This window comes from Arthrobacter sp. D2-10, from assembly GCF_054161285.1.
In genome coordinates this window covers 1,117,375-1,136,304 of the sequence record NZ_CP096431.1, presented here as the reverse complement: position 1 = coordinate 1,136,304, position 18,930 = coordinate 1,117,375, and the positions used below count along the sequence as shown (strand labels likewise).

Genomic DNA, 18,930 nt, shown 5'->3' with positions numbered 1-18,930 from the left:
CTATTCCCCCATTTTTCGCGCGGTCAACTTCGAGCACCAGCGCGCGAAGTGAAACCATTGTCTTGGCCGTTTTGTTAGTGCCAAGTGAAGCAAGCTAATTAAGCACATAGCAGTCAGGAACAGACAAGAGCGAGGGCGTACTGACCGCTATATGACGCGAGAGCGGCTAAAGCTCCACCGTCATCCAGCCCGAACCTACCGCTCGCTGGCACCCGGCCCGGATTGCCCACCTTCTCGCCGCAGAACCCCGACAACGACGGCGTGTCCCCGCCGACACGCCGCAGGCCGGCTCAGAACCTGGGCAATCCGGTCCGCAGGCAAAGCTCAGAAACCAGGGGGAACCGGCCCGCGAGTGAAGAGCCCTAGGCCGCGAACACCGCATCCACGACGTTCTGCGCCCACTCGAGGATCGCGGCATCGGCGAGGTCCCGCCCACCGATGGACGACGTCTTCGGCTTCGGAATCAGCGCCGCGTTCATCGCGGGCTTCACCGATGCACCCGGGTACATCCGCTTCAGGCGCATTTCCTTCGACTCCGGCAGGTTGGCCGGGGCGAACTTGATGAAGTTGCCCTGCATCGCGACGTCGGTCAGGCCCACAGCCCGAGCACGCACCCGGAACCGAGCAACAGACACGAGGTTCACCACGGGAGCGGGCAGGTCGCCGTACCGATCGCGAAGCTCCTCCACCACCTCGTCGATCGCACCATCGGTCGAGGCAGACGCCAGCTTCCGGTACGCCTCGAGCCGCAGCCGCTCCCCCGGCACGTAGTCGTGGGGCAGGTGTGCGTTGACGGGCAGCTCGATCTTCATCTCCGCGGCCTTCTCCTCGGCCTCGCCGCGGAAGTTCGCCACTGCCTCGCCGACCAGCCGTATATAGAGGTCGAAGCCCACACCGGCGATGTGCCCGGACTGCTCACCACCCAGCAGGTTGCCAGCACCGCGGATCTCGAGGTCCTTCATGGCCAACTGCATACCGGCGCCGAGCTCGTTATGCGACGCGACGGCCTTCAACCGCTCCAGCGCCACCTCACCCAGCGGCTTCTCCGACGGGTACAGGAAATACGCGTACGCCCGCTCGCGCCCACGCCCCACACGGCCGCGCAGCTGGTGCAGCTGCGACAGGCCGTAGTTGTCGGCGCGGTCCACGATCAGCGTGTTCGCGTTCGAGATGTCCAGGCCGGTCTCAATAATCGTCGTACACACCAGCACGTCGAACTTCTTCTCCCAGAAGTCCACGATGATCTGCTCCAGCCGCGACTCGCTCATCTGCCCATGCGCGACGGCGACACGCGCCTCCGGCACCAGCTGCTGCAGGTGGGACGCAGTCCGGTCGATCGACGACACCCGGTTGTGCACGAAGAACACCTGCCCCTCGCGCATCAGCTCACGCCGGATCGCCGCCGAAGTCTGCTTGTCCGTGTACGGGCCAACATACGTCAGTACGGGGTGCCGCTCCTCCGGCGGTGTCGCCAGCGTCGATGTCTCCCGGATCCCGGTCAACGACATCTCGAGCGTTCGCGGAATCGGCGTCGCGCTCATGGCGAGCACGTCCACATTGGTGCGCATCTTCTTCAGCGCTTCCTTGTGCTCGACGCCGAACCGCTGCTCCTCGTCCACGATCACCAGGCCGAGATCCTTGAACTGCACCTCGGTGGAGAGCAACCGGTGCGTACCGATGACGACGTCGACGCTTCCGTTCTTGAGCCCCTCCACCGTTTCCTTGGACTCCTTGGAGGTCTGGAACCGGGACAGTGCACGGATGCGCACCGGGAATCCTGAGAACCGCTCGGAGAACGTCTCGAAGTGCTGCTGCACCAGCAGCGTGGTCGGCACCAGGACGGCCACCTGCTTCCCGTCCTGCACCGCCTTGAACGCGGCCCGGACGGCGATTTCGGTCTTGCCGTAGCCCACGTCGCCGGACACCAGACGGTCCATGGGAACTTCCCGCTCCATGTCAGCCTTGACCTCGTTGATCGTGGTCAGCTGGTCCGGCGTCTCGATGTACGGGAACGCCTCTTCGAGCTCCCGCTGCCACGGCGTGTCCGGCGCAAACGCGTGCCCGCGGGACGCCATCCGCGCCGAGTACAGCCGAATCAGCTCCCCGGCGATCTCCTTGACGGCCTTGCGCGCCTGGCTCTTGGTCTTCGCCCAGTCCGAACCGCCCATCTTCGAGAGCGCAGGCGTATCACCGCCGACGTATCGGGTCACCTGGTCCAGCTGGTCCGTCGGCACGAACAGCCGGTCTCCCGGCGCCCCCCGCTTGGACGGCGCGTACTCCAGCACCAGGTATTCGCGGATGGTCTTTGTAGGTCCCGCGCCCGTCGACCGCTGAATCAGCTCCACGAACCGCGCCACACCGTGCTGCTCGTGCACCACGAAGTCGCCTTCGCGCAGCTGCAAGGGGTCGACGGCGTTTCGACGCTTCGAGGGCATCTTCCGCATGTCGCGGGTGCCCGAAGCCGTGGTGCGGCCCAGCAGGTCGGCCTCGGTCAGCAGGCCGAGCTTCAGCCCGTCGAGCACGAAGCCGCGGCCCTCGCACCCGGTGGTGATCTCGATGATTCCCGGCTGCGGTGTGCCGTCGAGGGACTCAACGCGCGACGCCGGGATGTCGGCATCGTGGAACAGCTCGGCCAGGCGCTGAGCCGGACCGGGACCTTCGGTGGCGACGACGACGCGCCACTGGTCACGCACGCGCCCGCCGATGAATTCCATCATCTCGGCGACGTCGCCCTGGTACCCGCGCGGTTCGCGGGCGGCAACGGTGAAACTGTCGACGTCGGTCAACAGGTCATCGGAGCCGAAGGACGTGATCGCCCACCACGCAACATCATTCGCGAGCGCCGACGACCGCGTGTCGGTCAGGGACCGGAAGCTCGCTGCCTCCAGATCCGAGCCCAACTGTCCGCTCAGATCAACGGGCGCCGCACCGCCGTCGGACGCTGTAGCCCACGCAGCCTGGAGGAATTCCTCGTTGGTCGTCTCGAGGTCATGGGCGCGCGCACGCACCTTTTCCGGCTCGACGACGACAGCGATCGACCCGGCGGGCAGCTCGCCGACAAACGGCACCATGGCGTCGACCAGCACCGGCGCGAGGGACTCCATGCCCTCGACGGCGATCCCGCCGGCGATCTTCTCCAGCATCCCGGCCGCCGCGGGCAGCTGATCCTTCAGCTTCGCCGCTCGGGACATGACCGACGGCGTAATCAGCAGCTCACGGCATGGCGGCGCATATAGTTCGGTCGGAGCACCCCGGTCACCGTCGGTGGGCAGCGAGCGCTGGTCGGCAACGGCGAACCAGCGCATCTGGTCAACCTCGTCGCCGAAGAACTCGACGCGGATCGGGTGGTCCTCGGTGGGCGGGAAGACGTCGATGATGCCGCCGCGGACCGCAAATTCGCCGCGGTGCGTCACCATGTCCACCCGCGAGTACGCGGCGTCGGCGAGCGCACGGACAACCTCATCGAACTCGCGCTCCTCGCCCACCTTCAACGCAACCGGCTCCAGCTGGCCCAGGCCCGCGACCAGCGGCTGCACGACGGCGCGGATCGGTGCGGTGATAACCCGCACCGGGTCAGCCCCCGGGTGTGCGAGCCGCCGCAGGACCGACAGGCGCCGGCCCACCGTGTCAGAACGGGGCGAAAGCCGCTCATGCGGCAGGGTTTCCCAACTCGGGAACTCTTCGATCGACGACGCCGGCAGGTAGCTGCGCAGCGCAGCTGCAAGATCCTCGGCCTCCCGCCCGGTGGCGGTGACCGCTACGACCACCGCCTGCGGCACGCCGCTGCCGCCGTCGTCGGCTGCTGTCGCGAGGCCGTCCACCATTTCAGCCAGCAGTGCGGCGCGCAGCCCGGTGGGGGCGCCGATCTGGAGGTCTGTGCTGCGGTCAGCGACGGAGCGGGATGCGTTGGTGCGCACGCGGGCGAAGGTGGGGTCCTCCTGCAGGGCAGCGCGGAGGCCGTTGAGCGTGGGTCCGTTGGGGGCCATGACAATCCTTCGCCGGATTTGGAACAACACGGGACGTAGACAACACGAAAGCCCGAAATTCGCGAAGAATCCCGGGAGTCGGCGTTAACCTTACCGTGCAGCACCGATCGGTGCCCGGTGGCTGAGTCCTCAGGCTCGCCTAGGATGGACGAGGATCAAAACTCTCAAACCCCGGAGGATTTGTGGCACTCAGCGCCTCGACCACCCTGCCCTACGACGTCGCAACGGTGACCAGTGTTTTCACCGACGAAGCGTTCCTCAAGCACACCAGTGAGCACGTGGGAGGCGAACTGAAGTCCCTCACGGTCGACGGCGACACCTCCGCCGCCTTCACGCTCACCGCGGTGCGCACCCTGCCCACCACCCGGCTGCCTGATTTCGCGCGGAAGTTCGTCGGCGAAAGCCTCACGGTGACGCAGACCGAGAACTGGACCGCTCCCCTGGCCGACGGTTCCCGAGAGGCCAAACTGTCCATCACTATCGCGGGCGTCCCGGTCTCGGCCGACGCCGTCCAGCGCCTGATTGCCGAAGGCACCTCCACCCGTGTGGACGTCGAGGGCAACGTCAGTTCTTCCATCCCGTTCATGGGTGCCAAGATTGCCGACGCAGCTGAGCCGATGATCGGCAAGGCCCTGAACCTGCAGGCAACCCAGGCGAAGAACTGGCTGGAGAACCGCTGATGGACCTGCCCACACCGCTGTCCATCGTTCTGATCGTTGCCGGGATCTGGACGCTCATCGTGTGGCCGCCCTTCCTGCGCCGCGTCTTCAAGGACCCCCGCTCGCGTGATGAGAACGGTGCAGCCACCCGCTTCCTGAAGGTGCACTTCATGCTGGTGAGCACGTCGATGATTCTCGGTGCAGCAACCCTGGTGATCGGCATCCGCACCCTCGTGGCCTAGCCACATTCCGGCGCACCGGCAACGCCGCCTGTTAGGGTAGGTAGCCGGTGTGCCGGGAAGTCTGGTCGGCAGTGTTTCGTCCTGTCCGCTTAAGGAGGCCTACGTGTCGAGTCACCAGCCCAGGAACGTCCTTGGACGGTCCAGCTACCCCGAATACCTGCGGATCGGCGAGATACTCCGCAAGGAGACCGTCGGCGGAATACTCCTGATCATCGCCGCGGGCCTCGCGCTCATCTGGGCCAACTCCCCCTTCTCGGACAGCTACTTCGCGCTGCGTGACTTCGAGTTCGGATACGAGCCCTGGCACCTCAAACTCTCGGTCGGGCACTGGGCAGCAGATGGCCTGCTCGCGATTTTCTTCTTCCTGGTCGGCCTCGAACTCAAGCGGGAGTTCGTCGCCGGCGACCTGAACAGTCCGGCCCGTGCCATCGTCCCAGTGGCCGCGGCAGCAGGCGGCGTCATTGTCCCGGCCCTGTTCTACGTACTGATTAACCTCAACTCTCCGGAAACCCTCCGGGGCTGGGCGATCCCCACGGCCACGGACATTGCCTTTGCGGTCGCCGTGCTGGCGGTCATCAGTTCCCACCTGCCCAGCGCACTGCGGATCTTCCTGCTCACCCTCGCCGTAGTGGATGACCTCATCGCGATCGCGATCATCGCGTTCTTCTACACCGAAGAAGTGGAATTCACGTTCCTGCTGCTGACGCTGATTCCGCTGGCGCTCTTCGCCTTCCTCGCGCAGAAGAACCCCAGGTTCTTCGGCCAGAAAACCCCGGCGGCGTGGGTCATCCTCTTGCCGATCGGCATCGTCACGTGGGCCCTGATGCACGCATCCGGCGTCCACGCGACAGTTGCCGGCGTGCTGCTCGGCTTCATGGTTCCGGTGCTCCGCAAGGGCAAGGACGGTAAGCCGGTAGAGCCGACGCTGAACAAGCCCGGCCTCGCCGAGACCTTCGAACACCGCTTCCGTCCGCTGTCCGCAGGTATCGCAGTGCCGATCTTCGCGTTCTTCTCAGCCGGTGTGGCGATCGGCGGCCTGGAGGGGCTCGTTTCGGCGTTCACCGATCCGGTCACCGTCGGCATTGTGGTGGGCCTTGTCCTCGGCAAGCCCATCGGTATTCTGCTGACCACCTTCGTGATCACCAAAACCACCAAGGCAACCCTCGATCCTGATCTACGCTGGGTGGATCTTCTCGGCGTCGGACTCCTGGCCGGTGTCGGATTCACCGTGTCGCTCCTAGTCAATGACCTGAGTTTCGGGCAGGGCTCGGAGCACAACGATCATGCCAAGGTCGCGATCCTCGTGGCGTCCCTCCTGGCCGCCCTGCTGGCCACGGTGCTCCTGCGCAGCCGCAACAAGCGGTACCGCAGGATTGAGGAAGCCGAAAAGGTCGACGCCGACAACGACGGCATCCCCGACCTCTTCGAGGATGAGAACCGCCGCTAACGACTGCGTGAACACCCCGGAATTACCCGGGGTGTTCGTCTGTGCTCCTGTTTCGGGTTGCCCGGTGTTCACGCACGTTCGGGACCGTGGGACGGGAGGTCGAGCGATCTCCTGAGGCAACCAGGGAGACCCCGCTCATGGCGCTCACGACCGAGCTTTATCCGACAGAGATCAGTTCCGGGTCCTGGGACACCGGGCACATTCAAGGGATCGCCGTCGACGAGAAGAACGGTTACGTCTACTCCTCGTTCACCCGGATGCTCGTGAAGACGGATTTTCACGGCAACGTCCTCGGCACAGTCGAAGGCTTCACCGGACACCTCGGCGATGTTGATTTCAACGAGATGGACGGCCGAGTCTACGGATCGCTGGAATACAAGGCCGACGAGGCCTTCTACGTCGCCATCTTCGACGTCGACAACCTGGTCCGGATCGGGATGGATGCCGAGACCTCGGGTGTTGTGACCGCCGTACACCTCAGGGAGGTCGTCGCCGACTACACCGCCGACATGGACAGCGACGGCATCTTCGACGGCGATACCGCGGATACCGCAGACCACCGCTATGGGTGTAGCGGCATTGACGGGATTTCCTTCGGACCGGAGTTCGGAAACGCGGAAGGCCCGCAGCAGCTGATGGTTGCGTACGGCATCTACGAGAACAACAACCGGGATGACAACAACTACCAGGTCATCCTGCAGTATGACGTGTCTCGGTGGGGCGAGTACGAAAGAGCCCTCACCCAGGTGAACCCACACCGTTCAGGCCCCGAGGACGTGGACGGCAAGTACTTCGTCCATACCGGCAACACCCGGTACGGTGTGCAGAATCTGTCCTACGACCGGTCGAGCAGGCTCTGGTTCCTGGGCGTGTACAGGGGCAGTAAACCCGGGTATCCAAGCCACAACTTGTACATCGTGGATGGGACGGCCCAGCCGGAAGTAGAGCTGCTGGAGGGACAGCCCAGGGAGGAGAAAGGGCTGGTCCTCCCGCTGTTGCAGGAAGGCATCCTGTCCGAGGACACCGGCATACATGGGTGGGAGTTCAAAGCTGACGTCGGTTTCGAACCTCTAGCCAACGGCTACTTCTACGTGGCCCGCAACTTCTACGACTACTCAAGCGGCCGCAGGCAGGAGTCCGCACGGCTGGAGCTCTACCGCTGGCATGGTGTCCCGCCGATGGGTTTCGCCAGAGTGTCAGATTAGGTCTCTTTTGGAGAGATATGTGCTCAACTGTGCACATATGGATAGTATCGCTCATGTGATTGAAGTCCTGCGCGTCGGCGCCTATCGGAGGTTGTTCACCGCACAGGTCGTGGCGCTCCTCGGAACAGGCCTCCTCACGGTCGCGCTGGGCCTGCTGGCGTTCGACCTCGCGGGTGGACAAGCCGGTGCCGTGCTTGGCGCTGCGCTCACCATCAAGATGTTCGCGTACGTGTTCGTCGCCCCCGTAATGGCAGCCCTAGTGGAACGGCTCCCCCGCAAGGCCGTGCTGGTGGTAGCCGACCTGGTGCGCGCCGCCATCGCCGTCATGCTGCCCTTAATTGACCAGGTGTGGCAGATCTACATGCTTGTGTTTGTTCTGCAGGCAGCCTCGGCTACCTTCACACCGGCGTTTCAGGCGTTGATCCCGGTGGTCCTGCCGAAGGAGAAGGATTACACCCGGGCACTGTCGCTGTCCCGGCTCGCCTACGATCTCGAGTCCCTCCTCAGTCCCGTCCTGGCCGCGGCGCTCCTGACGGTACTGTCCTACAACAACCTATTCGTGGGCACCATGGCCGGGTTTGTGGTCTCCGCCCTGATGGTCATGAACACCCAGCTTCCCCTCGTCGCTCCGTCGAAGTCAGCGGGTTCCCTGCTGCGCCGCACCACGCTGGGCACCCAAATCTTCCTCGGCGAACCATCCCTGCGCGGGCTGATGGCGCTGAACCTGGTTGTCGCCTGCGGTACCGCCCTGGTGCTGGTCAACACCGTGGTCTACGTGCGGGACCTGTTCGGCGGATCGAACGTCGGGGTCGCTGTCGCCCTGGCCTGTTACGGTGCCGGCTCCATGGTGGTGTCACTCACCACTCCGGCGATCCTGGACCGTGTCAGCGACCGGGACCTGATGCTCGCCGGCGCTGCACTGGTCACGCTCGGGATAGCGCTGGCCGCCGCCGTCGCAGCTTTGCGACCGTCCTGGATCGTCCTCCTGGCTGTCTGGGTTCTTCTCGGTGCGGGCACCTCGATGATCAACACGCCCTCGGCGCGGCTGCTGCGCAGGGCTGCGACCGACGACACTCGCTCCTACCTCTTCACCGCCCAGTTCTCGTTGTCCCACGCCTGCTTCATCGTGGGATACCCGGTCGCGGGATGGGTCGGCGCCGCAGCCGGACAGCCGATAGCAGCCCTGACCCTTGCCCTCCTCGCTACACTGAGCACATTGGCGGCGTACCGGTTATGGCCGCGACAGGCCTTCATCAGGGAAGCAGCGGTGAGCAGCCGGTCAGAATGAAGGCATTGAAGTCGATGAAGCACATGAAGCCTATGGAGCAAGGGGGAAGACGTCATGAGGGAAGTTCCCGTGGGGCCCGCACCGAGCCTCCATCATGACCGTGAACCCGACTCCTCCAGGCTTCACACCGGTGCTGCCACCTTCAGCATGCTGGCAGATCCAACCCGGCTCCACCTGCTGTGGCTGCTCACCCAGTCACCGTCCGACGTCGGCACCCTGACCAAACGCACCGGCGCCTCCCGGACATCCGTGAGCCAGCATCTGGCCAAGCTCCGGTTCTCGGGCCTGGTCACCACGCGTAAAGAAGGCCGAAACGTCATCTACAGCATCAGCGGCGGGCACCTGGCTCGCCTGGTCCGCGAAGGCATGAACCACGCGGACCACAAGGTCACCGGAGAACCCCCGCACGAATAACGTTGTTCCTACCGGTTCGCTGCGAGAACCGCTTCCTCCAAAGCGACCCACGCGAGCATCGCGCATTTGACGCGCGCCGGGAAGCGGGAGACGCCGGCGAACGCAGCCGCGTCACCGAGCACTTCCTCATCGGGCTCCACGGTTCCCCTGGAGCGCATCAGTTCCCGGAAGCGGTCAAGCTGCTCCATCATCTCGTCGCGCGGGCTGCCGCTCACCAGCTCGGTGAGGACCGACGCCGATGCCATCGAAATTGCACAGCCCGCACCGCTCCACGCCACGCGCTCGATCCGTGAGTCCTCGAGCCACACCCGCAGAGTTACCTCGTCGCCGCAGATGGGGTTGAGCTGGTGCGATTCGCCGGTTGCTGATGCGGACGGACCCGACGCCGGATCGGTCGGCCCCTGCCCCACCCGCCTTTTCGCGTGGTCCAGGATGATCTGCTGGTACAGGCTTTCTAGTTCGCTGCTCATGCTGAGGCTCCGAAGAACGAGCGGACTTCGGCCACGGCGGCGAGGAACGCGTCCACCTCGTCGGTGGTGTTGTAGAGGTAGGTGCTGGCCCGGGTGGAGGCGGTCAGGCCGAGGCGGCGGTGCAGCGGCTGGGCACAGTGGTGGCCCACGCGCACGGCGATGCCGCGGGAGTCCAGGTACTGGCCGACGTCGTGCGCGTGAACGCCTTCGACGTCGAACGCGGCAAGGCCGATGCGCGGCTGCCCGGCACGAGGGCCAAGGACGCGGATGCCCTCGATCGCTTCGAGGCCGGAGACCAGACGCTCCCCCAGGATCCGCTCCCACTCCTCGATGCGGTCCATGCCGGTCTCGGCCAGGTAGTTCACGGCAGAGCCGAGGGCAACGGCCTGCGAGATCCGCTGGGTGCCTGCCTCGAACCGGGCCGGCGGCGGAAGATACTCCGCGCGTTCCAGGGTGACGGTGGTGATCATCGATCCGCCGGTCAGGAACGGCGGCATGGCGTGCAGGTGCTTCGACCGCCCGTACAGCGCGCCGATCCCCGTGGGTCCGAGCATCTTGTGCCCGGAGAAGGCCACGAAGTCGACGTCGAGTTCTGCCACCTTGACCGGCAGGTGCGGCACTGACTGGCACGCGTCAAGGACGGTGAGCGCCCCAACCTGACGCGCCAGGGAGACCAGTTCGGCCACCGGGTTGATGGTGCCGAGCACGTTGGACGCATGGGTGAACGCGAGCAGGCGGGTGCTGTCGTCGATCACCGAGGCGGCCTCCTCAAGGCGGAGAGCGCCGTCGTCGTCCACGGGGATGAAGCGCAGGGTTGCGCCGGTGCGGGCGGCGAGTTCCTGCCAGGGGATGAGGTTCGCGTGGTGCTCCATCTCGGTGACCACGATCGAATCCCCCGGCCCGAGAGCGTAGGGCCGTGCGGCCTCGCCGCCGAGCCCCAGGGACGCGTTCGAGAGGCTGTAGGCCACAAGGTTCAGGGCCTCGGTGGCGTTGGAGGTGAACACGATCTCCTCCGGAGAGGCACCGATGAAGGATGCGACGAGGGTGCGCGCGTTCTCGTAGGCGTCGGTCGCTTCGACCGCGAGCGAGTGTGCGCCGCGGTGTACGGCGGCGTTGCGCTGCTCGTAGTACTCCTGCTCGGCTTCCATGACGCTGACGGGATTCTGCGAGGTCGCCCCCGAGTCGAGGTAGACCAGCGGCCGGCCGTTCAGCTCGGTGGAGAGCAGCGGGAAGTCGTTGCGGATGCGGCTCACTTCATCATCGGAGAGGGGATGTGACGGAGCTGACAGGATGGGCATGGAACTCCCTCGAAGGCGAATGTGCGCTCTCCATTCTACTGCCGGGGCACGGCCGAAGGGTCAGGCTGAGCAGCAGGAGCAACCGTTCCCGGCGGCCGTCTCCGCCTTGTCCGGTTCGGCCCGGCCGAGAGGGTTGACGCAGCATGCGTCGCCCTTCCACGCCTCCCGGCCTTCCTTGACGGCCCAGCCTGCGATGACCAGCGCTGCAATGGGATCGGCCCAGGCCCATCCGAACAGGCTGTTGAGCAGGAGCCCCACCAGCAGCACCCCGGAAAGGTAGGAACAGATCAGGGTCTGCCGAGAGTCAGCGACGGCCGACTTCGAACCAAGTTCGCGTCCGGCCCTCCGCTGGAGGTAGGACAGAAGCGGCATGACGGCCAAGCTCACCGCTGCGAGCACGATTCCGACGGTTGAGTGGTCGGGTTGCGCACCGGACACCAGCGTGCGGATAGCGTCGGTGCCGACGAACAGGGCAAGGCCGAAGAATGAGAAGGCAATAAACCGGAGCGCGGTCTTCTCGCGCCGCTCAGGATCCGGGGCTGAGAACTGCCACGCGACGGCGGCTGCGGAGGTCACCTCGATGATGGAGTCAAGGCCGAAGGCAATCAACGCGCTCGACGACGCCACTGACCCTGCGCTGATCGCCACCACCGCTTCGATCACGTTGTACGTGATGGTGGCCGCGACGAAGAACCGGATGCGCCGGGACAACACCGCCCGCCGGTCGGCAAGCGGAGAAGCAGGAAGGTCACGGGAAATCGTCACCTCTCAACGATATCCCTCGTTCCGGGGGGCACACCGTCCGGAACGAACTCGCGCAAGGCGTGAAGGAGCCGACGACGGCTGGGGACGAGCCTTAGTCTGGGGAAGGCTTCGACGTCGCCGGCTCCACTGATAACTCTAGGAAAGCTACCTACTTCGAACACGAGTAGTAGATACCCGTTTTTCTACCCTTTCCAGCCGTCCGAGTACTCAGCCGATACTCGATCCATCGGCCCCCGGCAGCTCGTCGCGGCGTGTAATGCCGAGCTTCGCGAAGATGCGGTAGAGATGGCCCTCCACGGTGCGGACGGACACGCCCTGCGCCTCTGCAATCTCCCGGTTGGAGTAGCCCTTTCCCGCCAACCGGGCAATGTCCAGTTCGCGCTGGGTCAGCTTCGAGGTGGAGCGGACCGTCTCGAACTGGGGACTCTGCAGGCCCTCGAGCTGCCCCACAATCACGTTCAGGCGCTGCTGGATGGCACGTGACTTCTGTTCCTCGCCGCGTTGGGACAGGTAGCGCATGGCCTTGCCCAGGCTCTCGGCGGCGATCAGCAGGTAGCCGCAGGACTGTGCCAGGTCGGCGGCTTCGATGAGCGCAGTTGGGTCTTTGGCAGCGGCGGCCCTCGCCGTCGTGCACAGTACGCGTCCTTCCGGCCCCTCGAAGGACGAGGTGAGCCGGGCCAGCGGTTCGAAGCAGCGCTCATCCCCCAGCCGGCTCGCCAGCTCAAGCGCGACGGCGGCAAGTACGGTCATGCCGTCCGCTTCAGCCTGCTTGGCCAGGGTGTGGAGCTCCTCGATGCTCCGGGCCGCACCCTGAAACAGTGCGTTGGCCGCGATCACGTGGGCCTTGCCCAAAAGCTGTGCTTGCCGGGTGCCCAGGCTTGCGTTGCTCTCAAATTCCTGGGAGTACGCGCGGGCGCGGCTCGTGTCGCCTACCATCGTGCACGCGAAGGCGGCCAGCCCGAGAGCCATCGGCATCAACTGGTTCGAGTCGGATTCCCGGAGGCCCTCAACGCCGAGGATCAGCGCGGTCCGGGCGCTCGTCATGAGCCCCTTGCGGAGGGCTATGAGCCCCTCGGCCAACTCGGTGATGCCGGTGAAGGCCGCGGGTCCGCTACTCTTGGCGCGGACAAGCGAGTCCAGCAACTCCTCGATCTCGTCCCAGAGCCCCGCATGGGCCATGGAGACGAAGTGCCGGGTGATGACAAACTCGGTGTGCCCTACGAACTTGGTCCCGTACTTTCCGATGATCTGCAGGGCCTCTGCAGTGGCCTTGGTGCCTTCGATTGCCCTGCCGGTGGAGCCGAGCGTCTCTCCGAGCAGGCTGAGTCCGGCCAGCCGCACCTCGTCGGTGCAGTACTCGTCGGCGAGGATCTCCCGCAGAATCGGCTCGGCCTCCCGAAACTTGCCCTCATAGTTCAGTGCAAAGCTTTCCAGGACCAGGTAGCCATTGCGGGAGACGGCAAGGCCAACCTTCACCTCGGGGTCTTCCGGATCCCCCAAGGACGCAGCGATTCGGTTAGCGATCTGTTCCCACCGCGCGACGTCGGCGCGGATTGCGTCGGCCGTGTTGGGTTCACGGACCCGCAAGGCCACGGACAGCAGTGCCGCTTCCTTGGCAAGCGTGAAGCTTGTGCACCCGTCTAGGACCTCGTCGACAATTTCCCGGGCGTACGCGAGGTTTCCCCGGGTGATCTGCGCGCGGGCGATTTCCACGAGAGCATTTCCTCGAAGCTCCGGCGTGTGAACGGCGCGGGCGGCGCGCAGGGCGAACTCGGCGTTGTGCAAGCGATTCGCAACCACGGCCGCACGCAGCAGCATCGTGTCATCCGGCGGCAGCCCGCAGTCCAGCCCCCACGCAACGAAGCGCAGGAACCCTTCGGCGGTGGTCGATTCTTGGTCCAGCACTTCCAGAACCCGGCGCCGGATGGTGAGACTGCGCCCGGCGGGAACGTCTTGGCGGATCACTTCGCCGTACAGGGGATGGCTGAGGCTGACGAGGCGGTCCCTGCCGGCGGTGACAGCGATGAGCCCGTCCTCCTGAAGCGCCGTCACAGCCGCACTGTCCGTGCACGCGACCAGGGCGTCCATAGGCATCGGCTCGGCCAACGCCAGCGTCTCGAGCACGAGCATCTCTTCCGCCGTACGACGGCGGAAGCGCACCTTGATCAGATCGACGAGGCTGACGTCCAGAGGCGGCGGTGCTCCCACCAGGCGCCACACCTTATTCCGCACACCGAGGTATCCGGAGCGCTTGCCCTGACGGAGCAGGGCCAGCAGGAACATCGGGTTCCCGCCGGACATCTGTGCGAGGGTGGCGCTGACGCTGGCCAGTACGTCGCCGCCGAGTTCGCGGCGGCAGAGCTCAGCCACCTCGTCCTGGTTCAGCGGTCGAACGTGGTAGCGCCGCAGCAGTCCGTCCTGGTGCAGGGAACCGAATTCGGACGTCGGACCCGGGGCTGTGCGCGCCAAGGCCAGGAGCCGTGCACGACGGCCCGCAACAAGTTGGGAAAGCAGCACGCTGGTGTTGTCGTCCAGTTCATGGGAATCATCCACCAGGAACAGCGGCATCTTCTTGCTGCCGTTGGAACTGGCCTCCAGATGCGCCATGATGCTGCGGTACACGGCAACGGAGGAGCCGACGTCGTTGATGGACAGCGAGTGCAAGTACGGAGAAAGCGCCCCGAAGGGTACTTTCCGCAGCGAGGGGCTGGCCGCGATGGGCAGTACTGAGACGTTGCCGTCCAGTTCCTTGGCGATGGTCCTCGCGAGCGCGGTCTTCCCGACGCCGGCCTCGCCCACCAGAATGGCACCGAGATATTGCGAGCCCTTGAGCGCCTCAACGATCTCTTCAATCAGGTCCGCGCGGCCCACCAGTTCCTGGCCGCCATCACCGTATTCCCCCATCGCCTAGCTATTCCAGCAGCAGTGCAAGCTGACTACGCGAAGACACCCCGAGTTTCGAGTAGAGACGGTAAACGTGCCCCTCAATCGTCCGTACGGATACACACATGACCTGAGCTATATCACGGTTGGTGCGTCCTTCGGCGACCAGGACCGCAATGCTACGTTCGCGGTCGGTGAGGGAATCGAGTGCTCCGCGCCGTCCGGCAACGCCGGGAGCCCCGACGTCGCGCAGTACCTTCTCGGCCTCTGTGACGGTCACCTGATCGCCGCCCTGCTGTGCGAGTTCAGCAGCCAGGCGGGCCGCGTCTGCCGCCAGTCGGCAGTTGCCGAGTTCCGCGGCTTTTTGCGCCGCCAGCAGCAACTGGTTCGTGTCGCGGGACCCAACGCCCTTGCCGTACAGGGCGCTGACCTCGGCGAATGGTCCCTGGGACGCCAGTGCCGAGGACACAAGCCGGTCAGCCGCGGAATCGAGTCCGAGCTGCACCGCCTGGCAGAGGAACAGCAATTCATGGCCGTGGTTGCCCATCGCCCGGTCTTCATCTGCCAGTTCGAGCATCCGCTCTGCCACCTCAAGGGGCGCCTTGGTGGCGATGGTGGCGAGCGTTTCGAAATACACAGCCGCTCGCCCGGTGTGCCAGGGGAGCCGCTCCATCCTGTGCCGAGCGCGCTGTAGATGCTCCTGCGATGCGCGAGCCTCGCCCACGAGGGCGTAGGTGTAGGCGGTGGTCGCCTCAGCGACGGGCAGGATGTGCTGCCGTTCCCGAACGCGTAACTGGCTCAGGGCCGGCAGCAGCTTGTCCAGAGCTTCGCTTCCGCGTCCGGCATACGCGAGCAAGCAGCCCTCCGCGAACTCGGACGCGGACCCGTCATAGGCGCTTTCCTTGCCGTGGTTCGCCGGCGAGGCGGCCATCTCGATGCATTCAAGCCAGCGGCCGGAAAGGACCAGGAGCTTGAAGAGCCGCGCCATCGCGGCCTCCTGCAGCAGGGTGTCGCCGCCATCGTCCACGAGCCGCGACAGCACCGAAGAGGCAAGTCTGATGGCATCATCCTGGCGTCCGGTCATGGCGAGGGCTTCGGACAGCAACCCGAGCACTGCCGCGTTATCGTGCTCCCCGGGATGGTCGGTGAGCAGGTGACCGTACTCGTCGAGCACCTCAGCGTAGCGGCCGTTATGGACGGCGAGTTCAGCGGCCAGCTCATCGGCTTCGCGGGCGAGTTCCCGGTTGACCTCCGTTCCGCCACTGACCGCCAGCCGCTCCCGGATCTCGACCAGGAGAGGATCGGCTTCCGCGTAACGGATGGTGCTTCGCATGAGCAACCGGCACTGAAGCAACCGGATTTCAACCCAGTCCTCCAGTTCCGGCGCAGCGTGCGTGTTCAGGAACTGGTCGAGGACCGAGAGACCCTCAGCAATTTCTCCCTCGACTCCCAGGGCCTTTGCTTCCTCAATGACTGCCTGGGGAAATGCCGAGTAGTTGGGGATCGCATGAATGAAGCGTAGAGCCAGCGTTCCCTGACGGTGCCGGTTGGCGAGGCAGGCAGCGTTGATGAGGCTTTCCGCACCGATGTCCGCGCCGGTGTCGATGCACCACGCAGCGAAAGTCATGCGGGCAAGCGGCGGGATATCCCACTCCCGGGCTTCGAGCGCGAGTGCCCGCATCAGTTCACGTCCCCGCCCGAGCGGCACCTGGGTCCGGACCACCTCGCTCACGAGGCCGTTTGCTATCCGCACCAGCGGAGTGTCCTTGCGCTCAATGAAGATGATCTTTTTCTGCTGCAAACCGTCAACAGCCGATGACGGCACGAAGCGAAGCAACAGGTCAAGCGGGATGACCCCCACTACCGAAATCATCTCGATCGCCTCGCGCTCCCCCGCCGGCAGGCGGCGCACGCGCACCATGATCCAGTCCGTCATCGAGCGCCGCGTCTTCGGCGCGGAGAGAGGCTTGGCCACCCAGACGCCGTCGCGCTCCTGCATCTCCCCGGTATCGACCTGCTCGCGGGTGAGCGCCTGCAGAAAGAGCGGGTTGCCTCCGGTGGTGTGCCACATGCTCGCAGCGGCGGCACGCGAAACCGGCGCGTCCAGCGCCGCGGAAAGCAGCTTGGTGGTGGAGGCGAGGCCGAGCGGCCCAATATCGATCCGGCGCAGCGCGCCGTCCTTCCAGAGGTCGCCGAATTCCTCGGGCGAGGCGTCGATGGACTGGCAGATAGCAATCAGCTTCACCGCGCCGACCCGCACCAGGTGGGCCAAAGCCATGGCGGAGGAGGAGTCAAGCTCCTCAAGATTGTCGGCGAGGATAAGGGTTTTCCGGCCGTCTTCACGGCGTTGGTACAGTTCCTGCAGTCCGCGCAGCAGCATCAGTGGGTTGTCCACGATCGCGTCATCGAGATCACTGAGGACAAAGCTGAGGGCCCCGTAGGGCATTTTCGATGCAAGCGCTGAACCGCGCACGTACACAAGTTCGAAGGAGTCGTCGAGGTCGCGCGCGATTCGCTGCGCCAGCGCGGTCTTTCCCACTCCGGACTGGCCAGTGACGATCACGCCGCTGCAAGTGCTGTCGAGCAAAGCGTCGCGGACGTCCTCAAGTTCCGTATCGCGGCCTACGAGCGGCCACTCACCGTGGACGTTCAGCATCGCCGCGTCCCGGCTCTTCGCAGCCACCTGCATTTTGGCCGCAACTTATCTACTCGCGGTACAGACAGCTCCTCGTCAGCACCGGACATCACGCAATTACCCATTAGTCCGCCCCAACACGTCGTGCGTTAGGGCAATAGACTACGCCCGTCCGGGCAGGGTTGCACCCAAAGTTTCTTTGATTAATCAATCAATAGGATTATTCGCCGCGGAAACGACGTACAAAAACAGGTACAAAAAAGGGACCGACGTTGGGATGGGGGTGGCCCAGTCTCAGAGGCCGCCCAACGTCGGCCCCCGCTTTTGGGGCCATCAGGCCAGGCAGTCCGGTCAGGAACTGCACGACCAGTTTACCGCTATTTGCTTGCAGAGTGAAACTTCTGTTGGGCTTCTGTTAACCCATTCAGGACCACGCTTTCGACAGCGTCGGCCGCTTCCTCGAGCAGGATTGGCAGATCCTTCTTCTCGGTGGTGCTGAAGTCTCGCAGCACGTAATCGGCGGCTTCCTGCCTGCCGGGAGGGCGTCCCACGCCCACGCGGACCCGCACGTAGTCCTTGGTACCGAGGGCCTTGCTGATGTCGCGCAGACCGTTGTGGCCGCCTTCTCCCCCACCGATCTTAAGCTTGATCGTGTTGAAGGGAATGTCGATTTCATCATGCACCGCCACCACGTGGTCCGGCTCGATCCCGTAGAACTTTGCCAGCTGTGACACGGGTCCGCCCGTGAGATTCATATAGGTGAGCGGTTTCGCCAGGATCAGCTTCGGCCCACCGATCCCCAGGCGCCCTTCGAGCACGACGGCGCGTGCTTTGGAGCTGCCGAACTTGCCACCCAGCCGTGCGCCGAGCACGTCGAGGACCATTTGGCCCACGTTGTGCCGGTTACCGGCATAGCCGGGCCCGGGGTTCCCGAGCCCGGCTATGAGCCAGGTGTTGTCAGCCATTGACGAGATGCTTAGTCTTCGACAACTTCAGGAGCAACGTCGCCGGTTGCTTCCTCAGCGGTGGCGTCGCCGCCGTCGGAGTCAACCGTGGTCTCGCCCTCGCCGAGGTCGGCAACTACTGGGGAGGTGACGTTGATGATCAGCGTCTCGGGATCCGTCAGCAGAGTGGTGCCCTTGGGGAGCTCAAGGTCGGAAGCGTGGACGTGCTGTCCAACCTTGCGGCCTTCGATGTTCACCGTAAGGGACTCGGGCAGGTGGGTAGCGTCAGCTTCGACGGACACGGTGGTCTGCTCGAGGTTGGTCACAACGCCGGCTGCAGGCTCGCCCTCGACGTGGATGTTGATGTCAACGGTCACCTTCTCGCCGGAGCGGACGGTCAGGAGGTCGATGTGCTCGACGATCTGCTTGAGGGGGTTGCGCTGTACGTCCTTGGCGAGGGCAAGGTGTGCTTCGCCGTCGACGTCGATGCTGAGCAGGGCATTCGCGTGGCGGACTGCCAGCGTGGTTGCCTTTGCGGGCAGCAGCACGTGGATGGGGTCTGCGCCGTGGCCGTAAATGACGGCGGGGATCTTGTTGGCGCGGCGTGCCTGGCGGGCAGCGCCCTTACCGAAATCGGTGCGCAGTTCTGCGGCGAGCTTCTGCTCGGACATGATGTCTCCTGAGTGTTTATGGT

Annotated in this window: 14 protein-coding genes; 6 read left to right on the top strand and 8 right to left on the bottom strand. The window is 64.9% G+C overall.

Annotation, left to right across the window (positions count from 1 at the left end):
- Window positions 1-362: 362 nt before the first annotated feature.
- Window positions 363-3,986, bottom strand: coding sequence for a transcription-repair coupling factor (gene mfd, locus M1D74_RS05360; protein ID WP_458116761.1), 3,624 nt, complete (start codon window positions 3,984-3,986; stop codon window positions 363-365).
- Window positions 3,987-4,168: 182 nt separating this feature from the next.
- On the opposite strand from mfd, the gene M1D74_RS05355 reads away from it, so the two are divergent.
- The 6 genes from M1D74_RS05355 to M1D74_RS05330 all read left to right on the top strand — a co-directional run bounded on the left by M1D74_RS05355 (window position 4,169) and on the right by M1D74_RS05330 (window position 9,241).
- Window positions 4,169-4,666 (top strand): DUF2505 domain-containing protein, encoded by a 498-nt coding sequence (locus M1D74_RS05355; protein ID WP_309072007.1) that lies wholly within the window; start codon window positions 4,169-4,171, stop codon window positions 4,664-4,666.
- A complete protein-coding gene (locus tag M1D74_RS05350) occupies window positions 4,666-4,887 on the top strand; it encodes an SCO4848 family membrane protein (RefSeq protein WP_309072006.1) in 222 nt (73 codons plus the stop codon). Before M1D74_RS05355 ends, M1D74_RS05350 begins: the two co-directional genes overlap by 1 nt.
- A 103-nt stretch (window positions 4,888-4,990) precedes the next feature.
- A complete protein-coding gene (nhaA, locus tag M1D74_RS05345; RefSeq protein ID WP_458116760.1) occupies window positions 4,991-6,334 on the top strand; it encodes a Na+/H+ antiporter NhaA in 1,344 nt (447 codons plus the stop codon).
- A 137-nt stretch (window positions 6,335-6,471) separates the two neighbouring features.
- The gene (locus M1D74_RS05340) at window positions 6,472-7,539 is read left to right on the top strand and encodes a hypothetical protein (protein ID WP_458116759.1); all 1,068 of its coding nucleotides are present in this window, start codon (window positions 6,472-6,474) and stop codon (window positions 7,537-7,539) included.
- Between the two features lie 55 nt (window positions 7,540-7,594).
- Window positions 7,595-8,827, top strand: coding sequence for an MFS transporter (locus M1D74_RS05335; protein WP_458117144.1), 1,233 nt, complete (start codon window positions 7,595-7,597; stop codon window positions 8,825-8,827).
- Between the two features lie 54 nt (window positions 8,828-8,881).
- Window positions 8,882-9,241: an ArsR/SmtB family transcription factor gene (locus tag M1D74_RS05330; protein ID WP_458116758.1), complete on the top strand. Its 360-nt coding sequence runs from the start codon at window positions 8,882-8,884 to the stop codon at window positions 9,239-9,241.
- A gap of 8 nt (window positions 9,242-9,249) precedes the next feature.
- Here the strand turns inward: M1D74_RS05330 and sufU are convergent, their stop codons facing one another.
- From sufU to M1D74_RS05295, 7 genes are all read right to left on the bottom strand, one after another.
- Window positions 9,250-9,711, bottom strand: coding sequence for a Fe-S cluster assembly sulfur transfer protein SufU (gene sufU / locus M1D74_RS05325; RefSeq protein ID WP_458116757.1), 462 nt, complete (start codon window positions 9,709-9,711; stop codon window positions 9,250-9,252).
- Window positions 9,708-11,009, bottom strand: coding sequence for an aminotransferase class V-fold PLP-dependent enzyme (locus M1D74_RS05320; RefSeq protein WP_458116756.1), 1,302 nt, complete (start codon window positions 11,007-11,009; stop codon window positions 9,708-9,710). The genes sufU and M1D74_RS05320 overlap by 4 nt, the downstream gene beginning before the upstream one ends.
- Before the next feature lie 60 nt (window positions 11,010-11,069).
- On the bottom strand, window positions 11,070-11,774 hold the full coding sequence (locus M1D74_RS05315) for a cation transporter (RefSeq protein WP_458116755.1): 705 nt from the start codon (window positions 11,772-11,774) through the stop codon (window positions 11,070-11,072).
- 207 nt (window positions 11,775-11,981) lie between these two features.
- Window positions 11,982-14,678 (bottom strand): LuxR C-terminal-related transcriptional regulator, encoded by a 2,697-nt coding sequence (locus M1D74_RS05310; protein ID WP_458116754.1) that lies wholly within the window; start codon window positions 14,676-14,678, stop codon window positions 11,982-11,984.
- Between the two features lie 7 nt (window positions 14,679-14,685).
- Window positions 14,686-17,340 (bottom strand): LuxR C-terminal-related transcriptional regulator, encoded by a 2,655-nt coding sequence (locus tag M1D74_RS05305; RefSeq protein WP_458116753.1) that lies wholly within the window; start codon window positions 17,338-17,340, stop codon window positions 14,686-14,688.
- A 329-nt stretch (window positions 17,341-17,669) separates the two neighbouring features.
- Complete coding sequence (gene pth / locus M1D74_RS05300) at window positions 17,670-18,257, bottom strand: aminoacyl-tRNA hydrolase (RefSeq protein WP_458116752.1); 588 nt, start codon at window positions 18,255-18,257, stop codon at window positions 17,670-17,672.
- 11 nt (window positions 18,258-18,268) lie between these two features.
- Complete coding sequence (locus M1D74_RS05295) at window positions 18,269-18,907, bottom strand: 50S ribosomal protein L25/general stress protein Ctc (protein WP_309072750.1); 639 nt, start codon at window positions 18,905-18,907, stop codon at window positions 18,269-18,271.
- Window positions 18,908-18,930 lie beyond the last annotated feature (23 nt).

Coding starts and splice junctions, on each gene's coding strand:
- mfd (WP_458116761.1), bottom strand. CDS start 3,986: ATGGCCCCCAACGGACCCACGCTCAACGGCCTCCGCGCTGCCCTGCAG.
- M1D74_RS05350 (WP_309072006.1), top strand. CDS start 4,666: ATGGACCTGCCCACACCGCTGTCCATCGTTCTGATCGTTGCCGGGATC.
- M1D74_RS05340 (WP_458116759.1), top strand. CDS start 6,472: ATGGCGCTCACGACCGAGCTTTATCCGACAGAGATCAGTTCCGGGTCC.
- M1D74_RS05330 (WP_458116758.1), top strand. CDS start 8,882: ATGAGGGAAGTTCCCGTGGGGCCCGCACCGAGCCTCCATCATGACCGT.
- sufU (WP_458116757.1), bottom strand. CDS start 9,711: ATGAGCAGCGAACTAGAAAGCCTGTACCAGCAGATCATCCTGGACCAC.
- M1D74_RS05320 (WP_458116756.1), bottom strand. CDS start 11,009: ATGCCCATCCTGTCAGCTCCGTCACATCCCCTCTCCGATGATGAAGTG.
- M1D74_RS05310 (WP_458116754.1), bottom strand. CDS start 14,678: ATGGGGGAATACGGTGATGGCGGCCAGGAACTGGTGGGCCGCGCGGAC.
- pth (WP_458116752.1), bottom strand. CDS start 18,257: ATGGCTGACAACACCTGGCTCATAGCCGGGCTCGGGAACCCCGGGCCC.
- M1D74_RS05295 (WP_309072750.1), bottom strand. CDS start 18,907: ATGTCCGAGCAGAAGCTCGCCGCAGAACTGCGCACCGATTTCGGTAAG.